Annotated in this window: 21 protein-coding genes; 19 read left to right on the plus strand and 2 right to left on the minus strand. The window is 72.8% G+C overall.

Annotated features, from left to right (window positions below; genetic code table 11):
• The first annotated feature begins 44 nt into the window (after positions 1–44).
• Positions 45–1,601, plus strand: a complete 1,557-nt coding sequence (ffh, locus tag AB0L29_RS09090; RefSeq protein WP_365824917.1) for a signal recognition particle protein — start codon at positions 45–47, stop codon at positions 1,599–1,601.
• Positions 1,602–1,772: 171 nt separating this feature from the next.
• Here the strand turns inward: ffh and AB0L29_RS09095 are convergent, their stop codons facing one another.
• Positions 1,773–2,627, minus strand: a complete 855-nt coding sequence (locus tag AB0L29_RS09095) for a methyltransferase domain-containing protein (protein WP_365824918.1) — start codon at positions 2,625–2,627, stop codon at positions 1,773–1,775.
• Positions 2,628–4,196: 1,569 nt separating this feature from the next.
• Between AB0L29_RS09095 and AB0L29_RS09100 the strand changes: the two genes are divergently transcribed.
• From AB0L29_RS09100 to AB0L29_RS09180, 17 genes are all read left to right on the plus strand, one after another.
• Complete coding sequence (locus AB0L29_RS09100) at positions 4,197–4,799, plus strand: hypothetical protein (protein WP_365824920.1); 603 nt, start codon at positions 4,197–4,199, stop codon at positions 4,797–4,799.
• 380 nt (positions 4,800–5,179) lie between these two features.
• Positions 5,180–5,599 carry a 30S ribosomal protein S16 gene (gene rpsP / locus AB0L29_RS09105; RefSeq protein WP_365824922.1) on the plus strand — a complete coding sequence of 140 codons (420 nt, stop codon included), beginning with the start codon at positions 5,180–5,182 and terminating at the stop codon, positions 5,597–5,599.
• 2 nt (positions 5,600–5,601) lie between these two features.
• Complete coding sequence (locus tag AB0L29_RS09110) at positions 5,602–5,841, plus strand: RNA-binding protein (protein WP_005479813.1); 240 nt, start codon at positions 5,602–5,604, stop codon at positions 5,839–5,841.
• A gap of 109 nt (positions 5,842–5,950) precedes the next feature.
• On the plus strand, positions 5,951–6,502 hold the full coding sequence (gene rimM / locus AB0L29_RS09115; protein ID WP_365824924.1) for a ribosome maturation factor RimM: 552 nt from the start codon (positions 5,951–5,953) through the stop codon (positions 6,500–6,502).
• A complete protein-coding gene (trmD, locus tag AB0L29_RS09120) occupies positions 6,502–7,335 on the plus strand; it encodes a tRNA (guanosine(37)-N1)-methyltransferase TrmD (protein ID WP_365824926.1) in 834 nt (277 codons plus the stop codon). Before rimM ends, trmD begins: the two co-directional genes overlap by 1 nt.
• Positions 7,336–7,468: 133 nt before the next feature.
• Entirely contained in the window at positions 7,469–7,819 is a 351-nt protein-coding gene (gene rplS / locus AB0L29_RS09125; protein ID WP_365824928.1) for a 50S ribosomal protein L19, read from the plus strand.
• Between the two features lie 60 nt (positions 7,820–7,879).
• Complete coding sequence (gene lepB / locus AB0L29_RS09130; protein ID WP_365824929.1) at positions 7,880–8,599, plus strand: signal peptidase I; 720 nt, start codon at positions 7,880–7,882, stop codon at positions 8,597–8,599.
• Positions 8,592–9,683 carry a signal peptidase I gene (lepB, locus tag AB0L29_RS09135; RefSeq protein WP_365824931.1) on the plus strand — a complete coding sequence of 364 codons (1,092 nt, stop codon included), beginning with the start codon at positions 8,592–8,594 and terminating at the stop codon, positions 9,681–9,683. Before lepB (AB0L29_RS09130) ends, lepB (AB0L29_RS09135) begins: the two co-directional genes overlap by 8 nt.
• Positions 9,571–10,548, plus strand: a complete 978-nt coding sequence (gene lepB, locus AB0L29_RS09140; RefSeq protein WP_365824933.1) for a signal peptidase I — start codon at positions 9,571–9,573, stop codon at positions 10,546–10,548. Before lepB (AB0L29_RS09135) ends, lepB (AB0L29_RS09140) begins: the two co-directional genes overlap by 113 nt.
• A 106-nt stretch (positions 10,549–10,654) precedes the next feature.
• Positions 10,655–11,431 (plus strand): signal peptidase I, encoded by a 777-nt coding sequence (lepB, locus tag AB0L29_RS09145; protein WP_365824935.1) that lies wholly within the window; start codon positions 10,655–10,657, stop codon positions 11,429–11,431.
• Positions 11,421–11,945 (plus strand): NUDIX hydrolase, encoded by a 525-nt coding sequence (locus AB0L29_RS09150; protein ID WP_365824937.1) that lies wholly within the window; start codon positions 11,421–11,423, stop codon positions 11,943–11,945. The genes lepB (AB0L29_RS09145) and AB0L29_RS09150 overlap by 11 nt, the downstream gene beginning before the upstream one ends.
• A 56-nt stretch (positions 11,946–12,001) precedes the next feature.
• The gene (locus tag AB0L29_RS09155) at positions 12,002–12,310 is read left to right on the plus strand and encodes a DUF2469 domain-containing protein (RefSeq protein ID WP_003965949.1); all 309 of its coding nucleotides are present in this window, start codon (positions 12,002–12,004) and stop codon (positions 12,308–12,310) included.
• Positions 12,311–12,533: 223 nt separating this feature from the next.
• The gene (locus tag AB0L29_RS09160) at positions 12,534–12,896 is read left to right on the plus strand and encodes a YraN family protein (RefSeq protein ID WP_365824939.1); all 363 of its coding nucleotides are present in this window, start codon (positions 12,534–12,536) and stop codon (positions 12,894–12,896) included.
• A gap of 1 nt (position 12,897) precedes the next feature.
• Positions 12,898–14,523 carry a YifB family Mg chelatase-like AAA ATPase gene (locus AB0L29_RS09165; RefSeq protein WP_365824940.1) on the plus strand — a complete coding sequence of 542 codons (1,626 nt, stop codon included), beginning with the start codon at positions 12,898–12,900 and terminating at the stop codon, positions 14,521–14,523.
• Positions 14,520–15,680 carry a DNA-processing protein DprA gene (dprA, locus tag AB0L29_RS09170; RefSeq protein WP_365824942.1) on the plus strand — a complete coding sequence of 387 codons (1,161 nt, stop codon included), beginning with the start codon at positions 14,520–14,522 and terminating at the stop codon, positions 15,678–15,680. The genes AB0L29_RS09165 and dprA overlap by 4 nt, the downstream gene beginning before the upstream one ends.
• A gap of 272 nt (positions 15,681–15,952) precedes the next feature.
• Positions 15,953–16,795 (plus strand): RNA polymerase sigma factor WhiG, encoded by an 843-nt coding sequence (gene whiG, locus AB0L29_RS09175; RefSeq protein WP_365824944.1) that lies wholly within the window; start codon positions 15,953–15,955, stop codon positions 16,793–16,795.
• A gap of 81 nt (positions 16,796–16,876) precedes the next feature.
• Positions 16,877–17,434 (plus strand): helix-turn-helix domain-containing protein, encoded by a 558-nt coding sequence (locus AB0L29_RS09180; RefSeq protein ID WP_365825161.1) that lies wholly within the window; start codon positions 16,877–16,879, stop codon positions 17,432–17,434.
• A 250-nt stretch (positions 17,435–17,684) separates the two neighbouring features.
• Here the strand turns inward: AB0L29_RS09180 and AB0L29_RS09185 are convergent, their stop codons facing one another.
• Positions 17,685–18,353 (minus strand): M23 family metallopeptidase, encoded by a 669-nt coding sequence (locus AB0L29_RS09185; protein WP_365824946.1) that lies wholly within the window; start codon positions 18,351–18,353, stop codon positions 17,685–17,687.
• A gap of 274 nt (positions 18,354–18,627) precedes the next feature.
• Here AB0L29_RS09185 and rpsB point away from each other — a divergent pair, with 274 nt between their 5' ends.
• Positions 18,628–19,515, plus strand: coding sequence for a 30S ribosomal protein S2 (rpsB, locus tag AB0L29_RS09190; RefSeq protein ID WP_365824948.1), 888 nt, complete (start codon positions 18,628–18,630; stop codon positions 19,513–19,515).
• Positions 19,516–19,644: the final 129 nt, after the last annotated feature.

The following is a 19,644-nucleotide window of genomic DNA, read 5'->3' on the forward strand; positions in this document are numbered from 1 at the left end:
GGGCGATTCCCCAGCAGCCACCGACCCCGAGGACCGCGAGCGCCGTGTTCGACACTCTCTCCGATCGCCTGTCAGCGACTTTCAGGAACCTGCGCGGCAAGGGACGGCTCTCCGAGGCGGACATCGACGCCACGGCGCGCGAGATCCGTATCGCGCTTCTCGAGGCGGACGTGGCCCTGCCGGTCGTCCGCGCGTTCATCAAGAACGTCAAGGAGCGCGCCCTCGGCGCCGAGGTCTCCCGGGCCCTGAACCCCGCCCAGCAGGTCCTCAAGATCGTCAACGAGGAACTGATCACCATCCTCGGCGGCGAGACCCGGCGCCTGCGCTTCGCCAAGCAGCCGCCGACCGTGATCATGCTGGCCGGTCTGCAGGGCGCCGGCAAGACCACCCTGGCGGGCAAGCTCGGCAAGTGGCTCAAGGAGCAGGGCCACTCGCCGCTGCTGGTCGCCTGCGACCTCCAGCGCCCGAACGCCGTGAACCAGCTCAGCGTGGTCGCCGAGCGCGCGGGCGTCGCCGTCTACGCGCCCGAGCCGGGCAACGGCGTGGGCGACCCGGTCAAGGTGGCCGAGGACTCCGTCGAGTTCGCCAAGTCCAAGCTCCACGACATCGTGATCGTGGACACCGCCGGCCGCCTCGGCATCGACGCCGAGCTGATGCGGCAGGCCGCGGACATCCGGGACGCCGTCTCGCCGGACGAGATCCTCTTCGTCGTCGACGCGATGATCGGCCAGGACGCGGTCAACACCGCCGAGGCCTTCCGCGACGGCGTCGGCTTCGACGGCGTGGTGCTCTCCAAGCTCGACGGTGACGCCCGCGGTGGCGCGGCCCTGTCGATCGCCTCGGTGACCGGCAAGCCGATCATGTTCGCGTCGAACGGTGAGAAGCTCGAGGACTTCGACGCCTTCCACCCCGACCGGATGGCCTCCCGCATCCTCGACATGGGCGACCTGCTCACCCTGATCGAGCAGGCGGAGAAGACGTTCAGCCAGGAAGAGGCCGAGAAGATGGCCTCCAAGCTGGCGTCGAAGAAGGGCCAGGACTTCACCCTGGACGACTTCCTGGCCCAGATGGAGCAGGTCAGGAAGATGGGCTCCATCTCCAAGCTGCTCGGCATGCTCCCGGGCATGGGCCAGATCAAGGACCAGATCCAGAACCTCGACGAGCGTGACGTCGACCGCACGGCCGCCATCATCAAGTCGATGACCCCGGCCGAGCGCCAGGACCCGACGATCATCAACGGCTCCCGGCGGGCCCGTATCGCCCGCGGCTCCGGTGTCGAGGTCAGCGCGGTGAAGGGCCTGGTCGAGCGGTTCTTCGAGGCCCGCAAGATGATGTCCCGGATGGCCCAGGGCGGCATGCCGGGGATGCCTGGCATGCCGGGCATGCCGGGCATGGGTGGCGGTCCCGGCCGGGCGAAGAAGAAGCAGAAGCAGGCCAAGGGCAAGCAGCGCTCCGGCAACCCGATGAAGCGCAAGCAGCAGGAGCAGGAGGCCGCGGCGCGCCGCGCCGCCGGCGCGCAGGGCGGGGGCGCCTTCGGCCTGCCGCAGCAGGGCGGCAAGGACTTCGAACTCCCGGACGAGTTCAAGAAGTTCATGGGCTGACGGCCCGTCGCGCACATCACCGGGGGCACCCCTGACGCGTTCGCGCGAGGGGTGCCCTCAACCGTGCGGGCACGTCACGCGGACGACCGCCGGTCCCCTGCTCCGGCGTTTGCCACCGCCCTCACGGGCTCGGTGCCGGCCCCGGCTTCCCGCGCCGGGACGTCCGGGCCGTCACGGTGTCCGGGCGATCAGGTACCGGAACACGTTCGGCATCCACACGGTCCCGTCCCGCCGCTGGTACGGGTGCAGCGCCTCGGCCAGCTCCTTGTCGACCTGCACCTGGTCCGTCGCCGTGATCGCCGCGTCGAACAGCCCCGTCGACCTCAGCCCCCGGACCGCGCTGTCGACGTCGGCGTACCCGAAGGGGCACGCCACCCGCCCGGAGCCGTCCGGACGCAGACCGGCCCGCTGGGCGACCTCCTCCAGGTCGTCGCGCAGGGCGACACGCCAGCCGGCCGTGCCGCGCACCGGCTCCGTCAGCTTGGACGCCACCCGCAGCACGGACGCCGTGGCGCACCGTTCCGGCGGGCCCCACCCGGCCAGCACCACGGGCGCCCCGCGCTCGGCGAGCGGCGTCGCCTCCGTGAGCAGCTCGCCCAGCCCCTCCGCGTCGCCCGCCAGGCACCCGATCGGCTCGAAGGCGGTCACCAGCGTGTACGCGGGCGCGTCCGTGCCGTCCGCCGCCCCGGGCGAGCCGTCCACCAGCCGGGCCCGCGCACGCGCGCGCATGTCCCACGCCTCGGGCTGCAGCCGCTGCCGCGCGAGATCCAGCCGTTCCGCGGAGGTGTCGACACCCGTGACGGCGGCGCCCCGGGAGGTGGCCATCAGCAGGGCCAGTCCGGACCCGCAGCCGAGGCCGAGCAGCCGCGTGGCAGGGCCCACTTCCAGTCGCTCGTAGACGGCCTCGTAGAGCGGTACGAGCATCCGCTCCTGGATCTCGGACCAGTCACGCGCGCGTGCACGCAGGTTCACGCGGGGTGCCGTCCCCGTGTGAGGCCGGTGCTGCCGCACGAGCGTAGGTGTCATAGGTAAGCGCCCCAATCCGACGAGAGTTTGCCGCTGTCCTCGATTCCTGGCCCCCGTACAGTGCGCTCGCACTCCCCGTATGCCAGGAAACTCCGCACTCGACCCGGCGTCCAGTGGAAAGCGGCCTCTGCTCGGTAATCGCATGTGCCGGTGGCGAGATTTCACATTCCGGCAACCCGGCCCCGTGCGATCGCGTCACGGCAAAGGCGTCCGCCCTCGTCCCGCGGGCGCCGATTTCCCCCGCCGCGGTCAAGAGCTGACCGGCGGGGCGGTGGGAAATGCGTCCGTGCCCGTTCCCGCGGACGGCGGAGTTCCTCCGGCAGGAGGGGCACACCGCGCACGCCACCCATGGGGACACCCGGAACCATGGCGCGTACATCCACCCTCCACGAGGAGGAGCGGGCCGGCTCCATGGCCGACGTCCTGGGAATCGGCGTGACGCCGGGGAGTCGGGAAGGGGGGACGGCGAACGAACGCTCCGCCGGCGCCGCCGGCACGCTCACGCTCGAAGCGATGACGAGCGGCGGCGGGCGACGGCGGGGCCCTCGGACGGGCACCGGCCACGAGCGCGGCCGGAACCCCGCCGGGACCTTTCCGACCCGGTACCCGACCCGATACCCGACCCGGTACCCGTCCAGGGACGGCCGCCGGGAGTGCGCCCGGCAGGCCTCCTGGGACTCCTCCACGCGCGTGGCGGATGGCCTGAACGTGCCGCACGGTGGTGACCGTGGGTTGCGCGTCCCGCCGCGCCTCGCGCCGGCCCGGGCGGTGCACCTCGCCGTCAAGGGCGACGACGCGGTTCCGGCCAAGGTCCACGGGCTCGGCGATCACCTGAGGGCGGCTGGCCTCCGCGGCCGCGCCGACGACCGCACCGGCACCCCCTCCGGCCGCCGCGCCGTCGGCCGGGAGCCCGGGGGCGTCCCGCCCGCGCCGGGGCCGGGCCCCGTGACCTGGAGCGCGGCACCGCCCTGCCGGCCCGCCGCGTTCCGGGCGGCAGGGAGCCGGTCCCCCCGGACTCCCTCGTGCCGCCGCTCCCCGCGATCGCGTGGAGGATCGGACGCTGCCGCTGCGCCGGTCCCGCGAGCGCCGCGAGTCCCGCACGTCCGGCGCGCCGACGGCCGAGGGGCCGGTCGAGGCCGCCGCCGGCGGCGGCCGGGCACGCGTCCCGCGGGCGGTGCCCGGCGAGGAGGGCGAGGCCAGGCCGGCCGGGTGCGCGGTGACCGTACGGCGTCCGGCCGCCGAGGGCGGGGCGGTGCCGGACGCCGACGACGCGCCGGGTAACGTCACTGCCGTCGCGCGCGCTCACCGACGTACGAGCCGGGCGCGGGAGAGCGGCCGAAACGCCCCTTGCGCGAGCGCGGGCCGCACGCGCCCCGGAGCACGGACACGGCCTACGCGCCGGGGCGTACGTCAGGCTACGTACCGGCTTGGTACGAGCTGTGCGGCTTCTCCGCAGATCAGCGCACCCGCCCTCGTCGGGAGGCATCAGCGCCAACTGACGGGTACGTGCAAATTATTTGGGATGCCCCGGAATAGGAACACAGCGGCACCCCGGCTCGTTGTCATTACGTGAGCACGACACCACCTGTTCTCGCCGCAGAGCTGGCGCAGGCGTGGGCCGACATTCAGCGGTACCACCCCGAGCTGCCCGATCTTGCCGCGCCCGAGTCACTGATCGGAGAGTCCTCGTCCGCCTGCGGGCACGAGCTCTCCTTCGAACGACTGCTTCACGAGGCAGTCCACGGCATCGCCGCCGCGCGCGGAGTACGCGACACCTCCCGCGCCGGCCGGTACCACAACCGCAGATTCCTCGCGATCGCCGAGGAGCTGGGCCTGGACCACCCCGAGGAACCGCATCCCAGCAGCGGCTTCTCCCTGGTCACGCTCACGCCCGAGGCGAAGCGCCGCTACCGCCCGACCATCGAGCGCCTGCAGCGCGCCCTGAAGGCCCACTCCGCCGCGACCTCGTCGGACACGGCCCGCACCTTCCGCGGCCCCGCCGCCCGGCACGGTTCCTCCGGCGGCGGTGTCCGCGTGAAGGCGGTCTGCGACTGCGGACGCAACGTCCGGGTCGTCCCGTCGGTCCTGGCCCAGGCCCCGATCGTGTGCGGCGGCTGCGGCAAGCCGTTCCGCATCCCGGAGGCCGTGGGAGCGGGGGCCGTGGCGAGCTGACCCTCCCGCGCCTTCGGACACCGGCATCTCGTGGGTGCCGGTCGAACGCGGGCTCCGGGGTGCCGCTCGGCGGGGGGACGGCGGGCAGCCGAAGCCGTCCGTCCGCGAGCGGCGTCCCGCGACGCAGGCGCGCACCCGGCGCGCCGTCACGTCGGCGCCGGGTGCCGGTCAAGCGCGCCCTCACCCTCTCGCCCCACCCCCTCACCGCACCCTCGGCCGAGGCGACCCGCCGGGTATGGCACAATGGCTAGCTGTACTCGACAGCCGCACAGGACCCCTCTCTCCTCCGGCTGACGCGTCCATCGGGCACTCGGGTACCGCAACCCCACGCGGCCGTCTCGCCGTGCCCAACCACGTCAAATCCAGGAGATCCCACTCCCGTGGCAGTCAAGATCAAGCTGAAGCGTCTGGGCAAGATCCGTTCGCCTCACTACCGCATCGTCGTCGCCGACTCCCGTACCCGCCGTGACGGCCGGGCCATCGAGGAGATCGGCAAGTACCACCCGACGTACAACCCGTCGGTCATCGAGGTCGACGCCGAGCGCGTGGCGTACTGGCTCTCCGTCGGCGCTCAGCCGACCGAGCCCGTGCTCGCGATCCTGAAGAAGACCGGCGACTGGCAGAAGTTCAAGGGCGAGCCCGCCCCGGCTCCGCTGCTGACGCAGGCCGAGAAGCCCGCGCGTCCGTCGTTCGAGGCTCTCGCCGGCGAGGACGAGGGCAAGGGTGAGGCGATCACCCCGAAGAAGAAGGCCGAGAAGAAGGACGAGGCCGACGCCGAGTCCGAGTCGACCGAGGCCTGAGCATGCTCGAGGAGGCTCTCGAGCACCTCGTGAAGGGCATCGTCGACAACCCTGACGATGTGCAGGTCGCCTCGCGCGACCTGCGCCGTGGACGTGTGCTCGAGGTCCGGGTCCACCCCGACGATCTCGGCAAGGTGATCGGTCGCAACGGCCGTACCGCACGCGCTCTGCGCACCGTCGTGGGCGCCATCGGCGGCCGCGGCGTCCGTGTCGACCTCGTCGACGTGGACCACGTCCGCTGACGTTCGCAGCACCGGCTCGGGCCGGGGAGGGCCACTGGGCCGTCCCCGGCCCGCAGTCGTATGAGCCGCCCGGCGGCTCGGAGTCGTTCCGACAGGAGAACCAAGCACAGTGCAGCTGGTAGTCGCTCGCATCGGCCGCGCCCACGGCATCAAGGGCGAGGTCACCGTCGAGGTGCGCACCGACGAGCCGGAGCTCCGGCTCGCCCCCGGCGCCGTCCTGGCCACCGACCCGGCCTCGGCCGGACCGCTGACCATCGAGGCGGGCCGGGTCCACAGCGGCCGCCTCCTGCTGCGCTTCGAGGGCGTGCGCGACCGCACCGCCGCCGAGGCCCTGCGCAACACCCTCCTCATCGCCGAGGTCGACCCCGACGAGCTCCCCGAGGGCGAGGACGAGTACTACGACCACCAGCTGATCGACCTCGACGTCGTGACCGGCGACGGGGTCGAGGTCGGCCGGATCACCGAGGTCTCGCACCTGCCCCACCAGGACCTCTTCGTGGTCGAGCGCCCCGACGGCACCGAGGTGCTCGTCCCGTTCGTCCAGGAGATCGTCACCGAGATCGACCTGGAGGAGCAGCGGGCCGTCATCGACCCGCCGCCGGGCCTGATCGACGACCGCGCGGAGATCGCCTCCCCCCGGGACTCCGAGGAAGAGGCGTAATGCGGCTCGACGTCGTCACGATCTTCCCCGAGTACCTCGAACCGCTGAACGTCTCCCTCGTCGGCAAGGCACGCGCGCGCGGACAGCTGCACGTGCACGTGCACGACCTGCGCGCCTGGACGTACGACCGCCACCACACGGTCGACGACACCCCCTACGGCGGTGGCCCCGGCATGGTCATGAAGACCGAGCCCTGGGGGGACGCGCTCGACTCCGTCCTGGCGGACGGGTACGAGACCGGCTCCCACGGACCGGCCCTCATCGTGCCCACCCCCAGCGGACGCCCCTTCACCCAGGAACTCGCCGTCCACCTCTCCGAGCGTCCCTGGCTGATCTTCACGCCCGCCCGCTACGAGGGCATCGACCGGCGCGTCGTCGACGAGTACGCGACCCGCATGCCGGTGTACGAGGTCTCCATCGGCGACTACGTCCTGGCTGGCGGCGAGGCGGCCGTCCTGGTCGTCACGGAGGCCGTGGCGCGGCTGCTGCCCGGCGTCCTCGGCAACGCCGAGTCCCACCGCGACGACTCCTTCGCCCCCGGCGCCATGGCCAACCTCCTGGAGGGCCCCGTCTACACCAAGCCGCCCCTGTGGCGCGGACGGGACATCCCGGAGGTGCTGCTCAGCGGCCACCACGGGCGGATCGCCCGCTGGCGCCGCGACGAGGCCCTGCGGCGCACCACGGCCAACCGGCCCGACCTCATCGAGCGCTGCGACCCCAAGGCCTTCGACAAGAAGGACCGCGAGATGCTGTCCGTCCTGGGCTGGGAACCGGACCCGCAGGGGGAGCCCCACGGCCGATTTTGGCGCAGGGTCGAGGGCGTGGAAGAATAGGCCGCTGTTGTGCGCCGTCCGGCGTGCGCCCCTGCCGCAGGGGGAGAAGACGCCCGCCCCGACGCGCACCGTTGTGATCCGAACCTCTAGTTCCCGTTGATGACCTGCGGCATCAGCGAAGAAAGCAGACGAAATGTCTCACCTGCTCGACTCCGTCGACGCCGCGTCGCTGCGCAGCGACGTCCCGGACTTCCGTCCCGGCGACACCGTCAACGTCCACGTCCGCGTCATCGAGGGCAACCGCTCCCGTGTGCAGCAGTTCAAGGGCGTAGTCATCCGCCGCCAGGGCTCCGGCGTGCGCGAGACCTTCACGGTCCGCAAGGTCTCCTTCTCCGTCGGCGTCGAGCGCACCTTCCCGGTGCACACCCCGATCGTGGAGAAGATCGAGCTCGTCACCCGGGGTGACGTCCGCCGCGCCAAGCTGTACTACCTGCGCGAGCTGCGCGGCAAGGCGGCGAAGATCAAGGAGAAGCGCGAGAACTGAGCGCTTCCCGGGGAACGCCGTCCCCGGGTCCACAGCCGGGCCGGATAGCATCTGGCTCCGATGGACACCGAAGCACAGCCGACGGAGCGCGACCGCTCCTCCCGCCCTTCCGACTCCGGGGAGACCTCCCCGAAGACGCCGGGGCCGGAGGGACGGTCGCGTTTCGCGTTGGTGCCGCGGATCACGCGCTGGCTGCCGGGCGGGCGGATCACCCTCGCCGCGCTGGTCTTCCTGGTCTTCCTGCTGCTGCTCAACACGTTCGTGCTGCGCCCCTTCCAGATTCCCAGCGGATCCATGGAGCAGGGATTGAGGATCGGGGACCGCGTTCTCGTAAACAAGTTGGCGTACCGTTTCGGTGCCGACCCGCGGCGCGGCGACATCGTCGTGTTCGACGGCACCGGGTACTTCGGGCACGCCGACTACATCAAGCGCGTTGTCGGGGTGGGGGGAGACCACGTGGTCTGCTGCGACAAGGAGGGGAGGCTCCAGGTGAACGGCCGGTCGGTCGACGAGTCGGCCTTCCTGTATCCCGGTGACCGCCCGTCCGCGGTGCGCTTCGACGTCGTCGTGCCGGACGGCACCCTGTTCGTCCTCGGCGACCACCGCGGCGACTCCAGCGACTCCCGCGACCACCTCGGCTCCCCCGGCGGCGGCATGATCCCGGTCGGCGAGGTCGTCGGACGCGCCGACTGGATCGTCTGGCCCCTCTCCCACGCCACCCGCCTGCAGCGTCCCGACGCCTACGCGCGCGTGCCCGCCGTGGGGGGCGCCCATGGGTAGCCGCGGCAAACCGCGCGGGATCCCCGCGAGCCCCGCCGAGAACCTGCTGCCCACCGGTGCCCGGCGGGCAGCAGGCTCCGTCAGCGGCCGTACCCGCGCCGAGCGGCGCAAGCTCCAGCGCAAGGTCAAGCGCAGGCGCAGGCGCAGCGTGGTCAAGGAGATACCCCTCCTGATCGGCGTCGCCGTCCTCATCGCGCTCGTGCTGAAGACGTTCCTCGTCCAGGCCTTCGTCATCCCGTCCGGGTCCATGGAGCAGACGATCCGGATCGGCGACCGGGTCCTGGTCGACAAGCTCACCCCGTGGTTCGGCTCCAAGCCGCAGCGCGGGGACGTCGTCGTCTTCAAGGACCCCGGAGGCTGGCTCAAGGACGAGCAGACCACCACCCCGAAGAACGACCCCGTCGTCGTCAAACAGGTCAAGGAAGGGCTCACCTTCATCGGCCTGCTGCCCTCCGACAACGAGAAGGACCTCATCAAGCGGGTCGTCGGCGTCGGCGGCGACCGGGTCAGGTGCTGCGACGCGCAGGGCCGCGTGACCGTCAACGGCATCCCGCTGGACGAGGACTACCTGTACCCCGGCAACGCCCCCTCCAGCACGCAGTTCGACGTCACCGTCCCCCGGGGCCGGCTGTGGGTGATGGGCGACCACCGTTCCAATTCCGCCGACTCCCGTTCCCACCAGGACACCGACTACGGCGGCACGGTCTCCGAGGACGAGGTGGTGGGGCGGGCCATGCTCATCGCCTGGCCGCTGAACCACTGGAGCACCCTGGAGGAGCCGGAAACGTACGCGGCGGTGTCCGACGCGGCCGCCGGGTCGACCGCCGCCCCCCACCCGTCGCATAGGGTTGCCTCCGACGATCCGAACGGAATGATCCAGCTCCCGAGCCCTGCGGAACTCCCGCTCGTTATGGGAGTGGTGGGCCTGCGCCGTGTGTGGGGCGGGCGGCGGCACAGAGTAAGGAGTTGGCGTGGGGGATGTGGCGGTCGGCGCACGGTCCGGACACGACGGGGAGGAACACCGCGGTGGTCCCGCGGAATCCGCCGTCCCGGCCGCGGACAGCGCCGTGACCTCCGGGAGTGACTCCGGGGCAGTCGAGGACGGCACGGTGACGGGCGAGCAGAGCAGGACCGAGGACGGGGGACCGGGCGGCACGCCTCCCCGCCAGAGGAAGCAGCGCTCCTTCTGGAAGGAACTGCCCATCCTGATCGGTATCGCGCTGGTGCTGGCGCTGCTGATCAAGACGTTCCTGGTGCAGGCGTTCTCCATCCCCTCCGACTCGATGCAGAACACCCTCCAGCAGGGCGACCGCGTCCTGGTCGACAAGCTCACCCCCTGGTTCGGCTCCGAGCCCGAGCGCGGCGAGGTCGTCGTCTTCCACGACCCCGACAAGTGGCTGGCGGGCCAGCCCACGGCCGACCCCAACGCGCTGCAGGCGTTCCTCAGCTGGATCGGGCTCATGCCGTCCGTGGAGGAGAAGGACCTCATCAAGCGCGTCGTCGGCGTCGGCGGCGACACCGTCGAGTGCAGGGACACCGGCCCGCTGAGGGTCAACGGCAAGGCGCTCGACGAGCCCTACGTCTACCCGGGCAACACGCCGTGCAGCATGGACGACCAGGGCGGCCAGTTCAAGGTCAAGGTCCCCGAGGGCTACATCTGGGTCATGGGGGACCACCGGCAGAACTCCCGGGACTCGCGCTACAACCGCGCGGACAAGCACAACGGCATGGTCCCGGTGAAGGACGTCGTCGGCCGCGCCATCGTCATCGCCTGGCCGGTCAACCGCTGGGACACCCTGCCGGTGCCGGACACCTTCGACCAGCCGGGACTGGGCGAGCAGTCCGCGGCCGCCGCGCTGCCGGCCGCCCCCGGCGCGCTCGCCCTGGCCGGCGTCGTACCGGTGGCCCTGTGGCGCCGTCGGCGGACCGCGGTCGCCGGGACCCGCTGAGGCCCGCCGGGCGCGGCACGGCCCCGACGAGCCCTCGTGACGCCGCGCCCTCGGCCGCGGTGGAAGGGCTGACCGGGCCGGGTACCGCCGGGTAGGGTGCGGATCCATGGGTGGTGAGAGCACGACGCGTCCGGCTCCGCGCGGCGGCGGTACGCATCAGGGCCCGGTGGGCAGCCGGGCCGGGCAGCGGCTGTCCGGGCTGGCCGTGGCGCTGGGACTGGTGCTGTTCCTCGGCGGATTCGCCTGGGCAGCGGTGGTCTACCGGCCGTACACCGTGCCGACCGGCTCGATGTCCCCGACGATCGACGCCGGCGCCCGGGTGCTGGCGCAGCGCGTCGACGGCGCCGAGGTGCGCCGGGGCGACGTCGTCGTCTTCAAGGACGCCACCTGGGCCGACATGCCGATGATCAAGCGGGTGGTCGCCGTCGGCGGCGACACCGTCTCCTGCTGCCGGGACGGCAGGCTGAAGGTCTCCGGCAAGGAGATCGACGAACCGTACCTGCCCCGGGGCGAGGCCGCCGAGTCCGGCGGCTTCCCGACCGTGACCGTTCCCGAGGGACGGCTGTTCCTGCTGGGTGACGAGCGCGGCAGCTCCGTGGACTCCACCGCCCACCTCACCGACGCCGCCGACGGCACCGTGGCGCGCGGCGCCGTGGAGGCCCGGGTCGACGCCGTCGTGTGGCCCATGAACGGCACGCTGCAGCGCCCCACCGGCTTCGAGAAGCTCGGCGCCCTCTCCCCGTCCGGCCCGCTGCGCACGATCGTCGCCCTGGTGGTCGCCGGCGCCGTGCTCGTGCTCGGCGGAGCCGCGTACGGCCCGATCGCCAAGCGTGCGGGTGCGGGGCGCGGCCGGACGGACGCGGAGCCCGCCGGTGTCCGCTGAGGCCGTGCCGACGGGGCAGGACGCGTACGTGGGCGGGCTGCGCAAGGTCGCCCGGGTCGTCCTGCTCGACCCGCGGGACCGCATCCTGCTGCTGCACGGGCACGAGCCGGACGATCCGTCCGACGACTGGTGGTTCACGCCCGGCGGCGGTGTCGAGGGCGACGAGACCCGTGAACAGGCCGCCCTGCGGGAACTCGCCGAGGAGACCGGCATCACCGAGGTCGAGCTCGGGCCGGTGCTGTGGCGGCGGAGGTGCTCCTTCCCGTTCGCGGGCCGCCGCTGGGACCAGGACGAGTGGTACTACCTGGCCCGTACGGACCGCACGGCGATCCGGGCCACCGCGCTGACCGAGCTGGAGCGGCGCAGTGTCGCCGGAGCGCGCTGGTGGACGTGTCGGGAACTGACCCGGGCACATGAGACGGTGTATCCGACCAGACTCGCCGGGCTGCTGCGCACGCTGCTCGACGAAGGTCCTCCGGCCAGGCCGGTGACCCTCGACCCGGAAATCGTCTAAGGGCTCACGGGACTGGCGCACAATGGTGGGATCGCACGGCTGAAGGGGAACATGCCATGAGCGCCGAGGACCTCGAGAAGTACGAGACCGAGATGGAGCTCAAGCTCTACCGGGAGTACCGCGATGTCGTCGGTCTGTTCAAATACGTGATCGAGACCGAGCGGCGCTTCTACCTGACCAACGACTACGAGATGCAGGTGCACTCGGTCCAGGGCGAGGTGTTCTTCGAGGTGTCGATGGCGGACGCCTGGGTGTGGGACATGTACCGGCCGGCGCGCTTCGTGAAGCAGGTCCGCGTCCTGACGTTCAAGGACGTGAACATCGAGGAGCTCAACAAGAGCGATCTGGAGTTGCCGGGCGGCTGACGCGCCCGGGCGGCCGGTGCTTCCGGCCGGTCGGCACTCCGGGGCGGGCGGTGTCCCGGGCGGAGGTGTCCCGGGTGGGTGGCGCTCCCGCGTCGCCGATCAGTGCGGGCCGCTGACGTTCACGCGCACGGGCGACGGCGTTGTCCACAGGGCCGGAGTTGTCCACCAAGATCCAACAGTTCGCCGGGCCGCCCGCATCGTTGGCGCCGGAGGTGGTGCCGACATGAACGCACGACGTGCACTCGGCAGGTACGGCGAGAGCGTGGCCGCGCGGCGGCTGGCCGCGGACGGCATGGCGGTTCTGGAGCGCAACTGGCGCTGCGGCCGGGCGGGCGAGATCGACATCGTGGCGCGGGACGGCGACGTCCTCGTCGTCTGCGAGGTCAAGACCCGCAGGACGGGTTCCTTCGAGCACCCGATGGCCGCGGTGACCCCGGACAAGGCGCGGCGGCTGCGCGATCTCGCCGAGCGCTGGATCCAGACCCACGGGGGAGCGCCGCCCGGCGGCGTCCGCATCGACCTGGTCGGCGTGCTGCTGCCGGCGCGCGGCGGGCCCGTCGTGGAGCACGTGCGGGGGGTGGCCTGAGATGGGGTTCGCGCGTACCTGCTCGGTGACGCTGGTGGGCGTCGAAGGCGTGGTGGTCGAGGTGCAGGCCGACCTCGAACCGGGCGTCGCGGCCTTCACGCTGGTGGGCCTGCCCGACAAGAGCCTGACGGAGAGCCGGGACCGGGTGCGGGCCGCGGTGGTCAATTCCGGCGCCGCCTGGCCCCAGAAGAAACTGACGGTGGGCCTGAGCCCGGCGTCCGTGCCCAAGAGCGGCAGCGGCTTCGACCTCGCCGTCGCGGCGGCCGTCCTCGGGGCGGCCGAGCGCATCGATCCCCGGGTGCTCGCCGACATCGTGATGATCGGGGAGCTGGGGCTGGACGGGCGGGTCCGGCCGGTGCGCGGAGTCCTGCCGGCGGTGCTGGCGGCGGCGGACGCCGGGTACGAGCAGGTCGTCGTGCCCGAGTGCGCCGCCGCCGAGGCCTGCCTCGTGCCCGGGGTGTCGGTGCTGGGTGTGCGCAGCCTGCGCCAGCTGATCGCCGTCCTCGCGGACGAACCCGTGCCCGAGGAGGACCCGGACGAGCAGGGACGCCCCGATCCGCTCCTCGCCGGCCTGCGGATGCCCGGCGCGGGCACGGCCACCGGCATGCGGAGTGTCGGCGCGGCCCAGCACGACCACGGCCACGACCTGGCGGACGTCGTGGGCCAGGCCTCGGCGCGCACGGCGGTGGAGGTCGCCGCGGCGGGCGGGCACCACCTGTTCCTGGAAGGGCCGCCCGGCGCCGGCAAGACGATGCTCGCGGAGCGGCTGCCCGCCCTCCTGCCCCGGCTCGGCCGGCAGGAGTCGCTGGAGGTCACGGCGGTGCACTCGGTGGCGGGCCTGCTGCCCGCGGGCAAACCCCTGATCGATGTCGCTCCCTACTGCGCCCCGCACCACTCGGCCACGATGCAGGCGCTCGTCGGCGGCGGCCCCGGCACCGCACGCCCCGGAGCCGTGTCACTGTCCCACCGCGGGGTCCTCTTTTTGGACGAGACGCCGGAGTTCAGCGGCCGGGCGCTGGACGCCCTGCGCCAGCCGCTGGAGGCGGGGCACGTCGTGATCGCGCGCAGCGCGGGTGTCGTGCGCTTCCCGGCGAAGTTCCTGATGGTGCTCGCGGCCAACCCCTGCCCGTGCGGACGCTTCTCCCTGAGGGACGCCCTGTGCGAGTGCCCGCCCTCGGCGATCCGCCGTTACCAGGCGAGGCTGTCCGGCCCGCTGCTCGACCGGGTCGACCTCCGCGTCGAGGTGGACCGCGTCACGCGCAGCGAACTGACCGCCTGCGGCGCGCGGGGCGAGTCCACCGCGGTGGTCGCCGACCGGGTGCGGGCGGCTCGCGAACGGGCCGCGGCACGCCTCGCCGGCACCCCGTGGCGCACCAACAGCGAGGTCCCCGGCCGGGAGCTGCGCAGCCGCTGGTCCGCCGCGCCCGGTGCCATGGACGAGGCCGAGCGCAGCCTGGAGCGGGGCGTGCTCACCGCCCGCGGGCTCGACCGCGTCCTGCGCGTCGCCTGGACCGTCGCCGACCTCGCCGGTCACGACCGGCCCGACGCGGCGGACGTCGCCCTGGCCCTGCAACTGCGCACCGGGGTGCCGCGAGGCGTCCCCCTGGCCGTCGGGGCGCCGAGGTGAGCGCCGTGGGCGAACCGGACGGGGAGCTGCTCGCCCGGGTCTTCCTCACCCGGGTCGTCGAGCCCGGTGACCAGGCCGGCGGGCGGTGGGTGCGGGAGTTCGGGGTACGGGAGGTGGTCCGGCGGCTGCGGGAGGGCGACCGGCCCCTGCCGGGGGTGAGCGGCAGACGGTGGGCGGGGCTGCGGGCGAGGGCCGAGCAGGCCGAGCCGGGCAGGGACCTCGCTGCCGCCCGGGAGGCCGGAGTGCGGTTCGTGGTTCCGGGGGACGCCGAGTGGCCGGGGCAGCTCGACGATCTGGGAGACGCCCGGCCCCTGGGGCTGTGGGTGCGCGGCCTGCCCAGTCTGCGGATGTGGGCGCTGCGGTCGGTGGCCGTCGTGGGAGCGCGGGCCTGCACCGAGTACGGGGCGCACATGGCGGCCACCCTCGCCGGCGGACTCGCCGAACAGGGATGGGTCGTCGTCTCCGGCGGTGCCTACGGCGTCGACGGCGCCGCCCACCGCGGCGCCCTGGGCGCGGGCGGGGCCACCGTCGCCGTCCTGGCCTGCGGCGTCGACCGGCCCTATCCGCGCGGCCACACCGAGCTGATCGCCAGGATCGCCGAGCAGGGTCTGGTGATCGGCGAGCTGCCGCCCGGGGAGCACCCGACGCCGAGCCGGTTCATCCTCCGCAACCGGGTCATCGCCGCACTCACCAGAGGCACCGTGGTCGTCGAGGCGGCCCACCGCAGCGGCTCGCTCGTCACGGCGCGCGCGGCGCAGCGACTGGGCCGTCACACGATGGGAGTACCCGGCCCGGCCACCAGCGGCCTGTCCGCGGGCGTGCACGAACTGCTCCGCGCGGAGGCGCACCTGGTCACCGATGCCGCGGACGTCGTCGAACTGGTCGGCGAGATCGGAGAGCTCGCCCCGGAGCGCCGCGGACCGGTGCTGCCGCGGGACCTGCTGGCACCCGCCACCCGGCAGGTGCTCGCCGCTCTGCCGGCCCGCCGGGCGGCCCCGGCGACGGAGATCGCGCGCTGTGCGCAGACCTCGGCGGACGACGCGATCGCCAGACTGTACGAACTCAGGGCACTCGGTTACGTCGAACGACACGGCGACGGCTGGAAGTTGACACGCCAGGCGGTGATCTCGGCCCGAGGCGCTCGCGGCCGGTGCTGACCGAGCGTGTTCGGCCGTACGGGGGAATCCCGACACGCCCTGGCAATTTGCCCAATTGGGGTGTTCATGCGATCACGCTGAGCTACCGGAGCGACCCGGTGGGGCGTGCCACGGAACGTATCTGCGTACGCCCCGACCCTCGTTCCTCGCGCACCGCGACACCTCAGTCACGCTACGCTCACGAGGATCCCGACACGGACAGGCAATCCCGACATCGGACAGACGGCCCACCCGGGCACCCCACTCCACGGCAGAACGGCACAAGGCGACGAATGCCCCAGCACACCTCCGGGTCCGACCGGGCGGCGATCCCCCCAGCCGCCCGCGACGGTGGCAGCGTGCGGCCGCCCGCCCCCTCGACGCTCGACGAGCTGTGGCGGTCGTACAAGGCGACGGGGGACGAGCGGCTGCGGGAGCAGCTGATCCTGCACTACTCGCCGCTCGTGAAGTACGTCGCGGGCCGGGTCAGCGTGGGCCTGCCGCCCAACGTCGAGCAGGCGGACTTCGTCTCCTCCGGGGTGTTCGGGCTGATCGACGCCATCGAGAAGTTCGACCCCGGCCGGGAGATCAAGTTCGAGACGTACGCGATCACCCGGATCCGGGGCGCGATGATCGACGAGCTGCGCGCGCTGGACTGGATCCCGAGGTCGGTGCGGCAGAAGGCGCGGAACGTGGAGCGGGCGTACGCCACTTTGGAGGCGCGGCTGCGGCGGACGCCGACGGAGAGCGAGGTCGCAGCCGAGATGGGCATCGCGATCGACGAACTCCACGCTGTTTTCAGCCAGTTGTCGCTGGCGAACGTCGTGGCCCTGGAGGAGCTGCTGCACGGCGGGGGCGAGGGCGGCGAGGGCCTGAGCTTCATGGACACGCTGGAGGACACCACGGCCGACAACCCGGTCGAGGTGGCCGAGGACCGGGAGCTGCGGCGCTTCCTGGCACGGGCCATCAACACGCTGCCCGAGCGGGAGAAGACCGTCGTCACGCTGTACTACTACGAAGGGCTCACCCTCGCCGAGATCGGGAACGTGCTCGGCGTGACCGAGAGCCGGGTCAGCCAGATCCACACCAAGTCCGTGCTGCAGCTGCGGGCGAAACTGGCGAGCTTCGGCCGCTGACCCGGGGAAGCGCGCAGTGACTCCCGTCGGCGGTGGCGCGTCCGTAAAGTGGTCGGCGTGCCAAGGATTCGAGCGGCCTCCGTGGCCGAGCACCGGTCGATGCAGCGTGCCGCCCTGCTGGACGCGGCACGCTCCCTGCTGTCCGAGGGCGGGACGGAGGCGCTGACCTTTCCGGCTCTCGCCGAGCGGACGGGCCTCGCGCGATCGTCCGTGTACGAGTACTTCCGGTCACGCGCGGCGGTGGTCGAGGAGCTCTGCGAGGTCGACTTCCCCGTCTGGGCCGCGGAGGTGGCGGCGGCGATGGCCGCGGCGGACGGGCCCGAGGCCGAGGTCGAGGCGTACGTGCGCAAGCAGCTGGAGCTCGTCGGGGACCGGCGGCACCGGGCCGTGGTGGCCATTTCGGCCAGTGAGCTCGACGCGGGGGCCCGGGAGAAGATCCGGGCGGCGCACGGCGGGCTCGTCACGATGATCGTCGAGGCGCTGCGCGAGCTGGGGCACGCGGAGCCCCGGCTGGCCGCGATGCTGCTCCAGGGCGTGGTCGACGCGGCGGTGCGGCGCATCGAGCTGGGAGCGGCCGAGGAGCCCTCGGTGATCGCGGAGGCGGCGGTCGGCATGGCCCTGCGGGGTGTGCGGGGCTGACGCCGGCCGGGAGCGGACCGGGTCGGGCGTACGCGCTCCGGCGCTGCGGACGCGGCCCGGACACTGCCCGTGCCCGGCCGTGCCGTGCCGGGCCCGGGATGCCTCCCGGGCCGTTGAGACCCTGAGAAGGCACGGACCGTGGCGGCGGCGGGCAAGGCGCGCCTGCCCGCCGCCGCTCGCACGGAGGCGGCACGCGTGCCCGCGGCTCCGCTCCGGGGAGGCACGCGTGTCCGCACCCCGCGAGCCACGGCTACGAGGGCGGCGGAACACCCAGGACCGGCAGCAGCCTCGACGGACCCCCGCGCAGCAGCCACGGCGGCAGCACCGAGAGGGGGTCCAGGTAGGTCTCGCCCCTGAGGAGGCCCCAGTGCACGCACGGGGCCGTGCAGTGGGAGCCGGCCGGCTGGACCGTGCCGAGCACTTCGCCCGGCCCCACCTCCTCGCCCTCCGCCACCGACGCCGTCACCGGTTCGTACGTGGTACGCAGGGGCGGCTCGCCCGTTCCGGCCAGTTCCACCGAGACGACCCCTCTGCCCGCCACCCGGCCCGCGAAGGAGATCCGGCCCGCCGCCACCGCCCGTACCGGCGCGCCGGGCGGTGCCGCCAGGTCCACGCCCCGGTGGCCCCGGCCGTAGACCGTCGCCGGGGGCTCCCAGCCGCGCAGGACCGGAGGGCGCGTACCGACGGGCCAGGCCCGCCCGACGGCCGGCACCCCCGCGTTCGGCACCCCCGCGCCCGGCGCCCCTGTGCCTGGCACCCCGGAGTCCGCGTCCGGCCCCCCGGAGTCCGCGCCCGGCGTGACCGGGCCGGCCGCGCCGGAGAAGGACAGGGGCGGAGGCGGGGCCAGCAGGGCCGTCACCGTCAGGGCCGACAGCAGCACCAGCCGCGTACACACCCGCGCACATCGCTTCGCTCGCATGCGGACAGCGTCCCCGCGTCCCGCGATCCCGGCCGGTGGCTGTGGACCGGTGTCCGGTTGTGGACAACGGCGTCACCCGGGGCCCCGCGGGTCCCGTACACTTCTGGTGGCGACCCGGGCCACCGGGTCGACTTCGCACGCCCCGATATGGCCACCGGAAACGGTCCGTATCAGCGCCCCTCGGTCCTTCGTGGCAACGGCGCACTGCGGGCGTCAGGCGCGGGAGCCGTCCGGCACCCGCGGCACAACCGAGAAACACGAGGAGAGTACGGCCATGGCCGTCGTCACGATGCGGGAGCTGCTGGAGAGCGGCGTCCACTTCGGTCACCAGACCCGCCGTTGGAACCCGAAGATGAAGCGCTTCATCTTCACCGAGCGCAACGGCATCTACATCATCGACCTGCTCCAGTCGCTGTCGTACATCGACCGCGCCTACGAGTTCGTCAAGGAGACCGTCGCCCACGGCGGCACGGTCATGTTCGTCGGCACGAAGAAGCAGGCGCAGGAGGCCATCGCCGAGCAGGCCACCCGCGTCGGCATGCCCTACGTCAACCAGCGCTGGCTGGGCGGCATGCTCACCAACTTCTCGACCGTCTACAAGCGTCTGCAGCGCCTGAAGGAGCTGGAGCAGATCGACTTCGAGGACGTCGCGTCCTCCGGTCTGACCAAGAAGGAGCTCCTGGTCCTCTCGCGTGAGAAGGCCAAGCTGGAGAAGACCCTCGGCGGTATCCGCGAGATGCAGAAGGTGCCCAGCGCCGTCTGGATCGTGGACACCAAGAAGGAGCACATCGCGGTCGGCGAGGCCCGGAAGCTCAACATCCCGGTCGTCGCCATCCTCGACACCAACTGCGACCCCGACGAGGTCGACTACAAGATCCCGGGCAACGACGACGCGATCCGCTCCGTCACCCTGCTCACCCGCGTGATCGCCGACGCCGTCGCCGAGGGCCTGATGGCCCGCTCCGGTGTCGCCGAGGCCGGCAAGGGCGACAAGGCCGCGGGCGAGCCGCTCGCCGAGTGGGAGCGCGACCTGCTCGAGGGTGAGAAGAAGGCGGACTCCGAGGAAGCCGCTCCGGCTGCCGAGGCTCCGGCCGCCGAGGCCCCGGCTGCCGAGGCCGCCCCCGCCGAGGGCGAGAAGGCCGCCGAGGGCGAGCAGGCCTGACCGTCAGCGTCAGCGTTGACGGCGGGAGCGGATGACATGAAATCCGCTCCCGCCGTTCACCCGTAGGTCGGCGGCAGGACAGCGACCTCCGTCCCCATGGAGGCCGCACCCCGCAGATCTTCGATCCTC

This window comes from Streptomyces sp. NPDC052701 (assembly GCF_040678355.1).
GTDB lineage: Bacteria > Actinomycetota > Actinomycetes > Streptomycetales > Streptomycetaceae > Streptomyces.

Coding starts and splice junctions, on each gene's coding strand:
- AB0L29_RS09095 (WP_365824918.1), bottom strand. CDS start 2,627: ATGACACCTACGCTCGTGCGGCAGCACCGGCCTCACACGGGGACGGCA.
- AB0L29_RS09110 (WP_005479813.1), top strand. CDS start 5,602: ATGCTCGAGGAGGCTCTCGAGCACCTCGTGAAGGGCATCGTCGACAAC.
- trmD (WP_365824926.1), top strand. CDS start 6,502: ATGCGGCTCGACGTCGTCACGATCTTCCCCGAGTACCTCGAACCGCTG.
- rplS (WP_365824928.1), top strand. CDS start 7,469: ATGTCTCACCTGCTCGACTCCGTCGACGCCGCGTCGCTGCGCAGCGAC.
- lepB (WP_365824929.1), top strand. CDS start 7,880: ATGGACACCGAAGCACAGCCGACGGAGCGCGACCGCTCCTCCCGCCCT.
- lepB (WP_365824931.1), top strand. CDS start 8,592: ATGGGTAGCCGCGGCAAACCGCGCGGGATCCCCGCGAGCCCCGCCGAG.
- lepB (WP_365824935.1), top strand. CDS start 10,655: ATGGGTGGTGAGAGCACGACGCGTCCGGCTCCGCGCGGCGGCGGTACG.
- AB0L29_RS09155 (WP_003965949.1), top strand. CDS start 12,002: ATGAGCGCCGAGGACCTCGAGAAGTACGAGACCGAGATGGAGCTCAAG.
- AB0L29_RS09160 (WP_365824939.1), top strand. CDS start 12,534: ATGAACGCACGACGTGCACTCGGCAGGTACGGCGAGAGCGTGGCCGCG.
- AB0L29_RS09165 (WP_365824940.1), top strand. CDS start 12,898: ATGGGGTTCGCGCGTACCTGCTCGGTGACGCTGGTGGGCGTCGAAGGC.
- whiG (WP_365824944.1), top strand. CDS start 15,953: ATGCCCCAGCACACCTCCGGGTCCGACCGGGCGGCGATCCCCCCAGCC.
- AB0L29_RS09185 (WP_365824946.1), bottom strand. CDS start 18,353: ATGCGAGCGAAGCGATGTGCGCGGGTGTGTACGCGGCTGGTGCTGCTG.
- rpsB (WP_365824948.1), top strand. CDS start 18,628: ATGGCCGTCGTCACGATGCGGGAGCTGCTGGAGAGCGGCGTCCACTTC.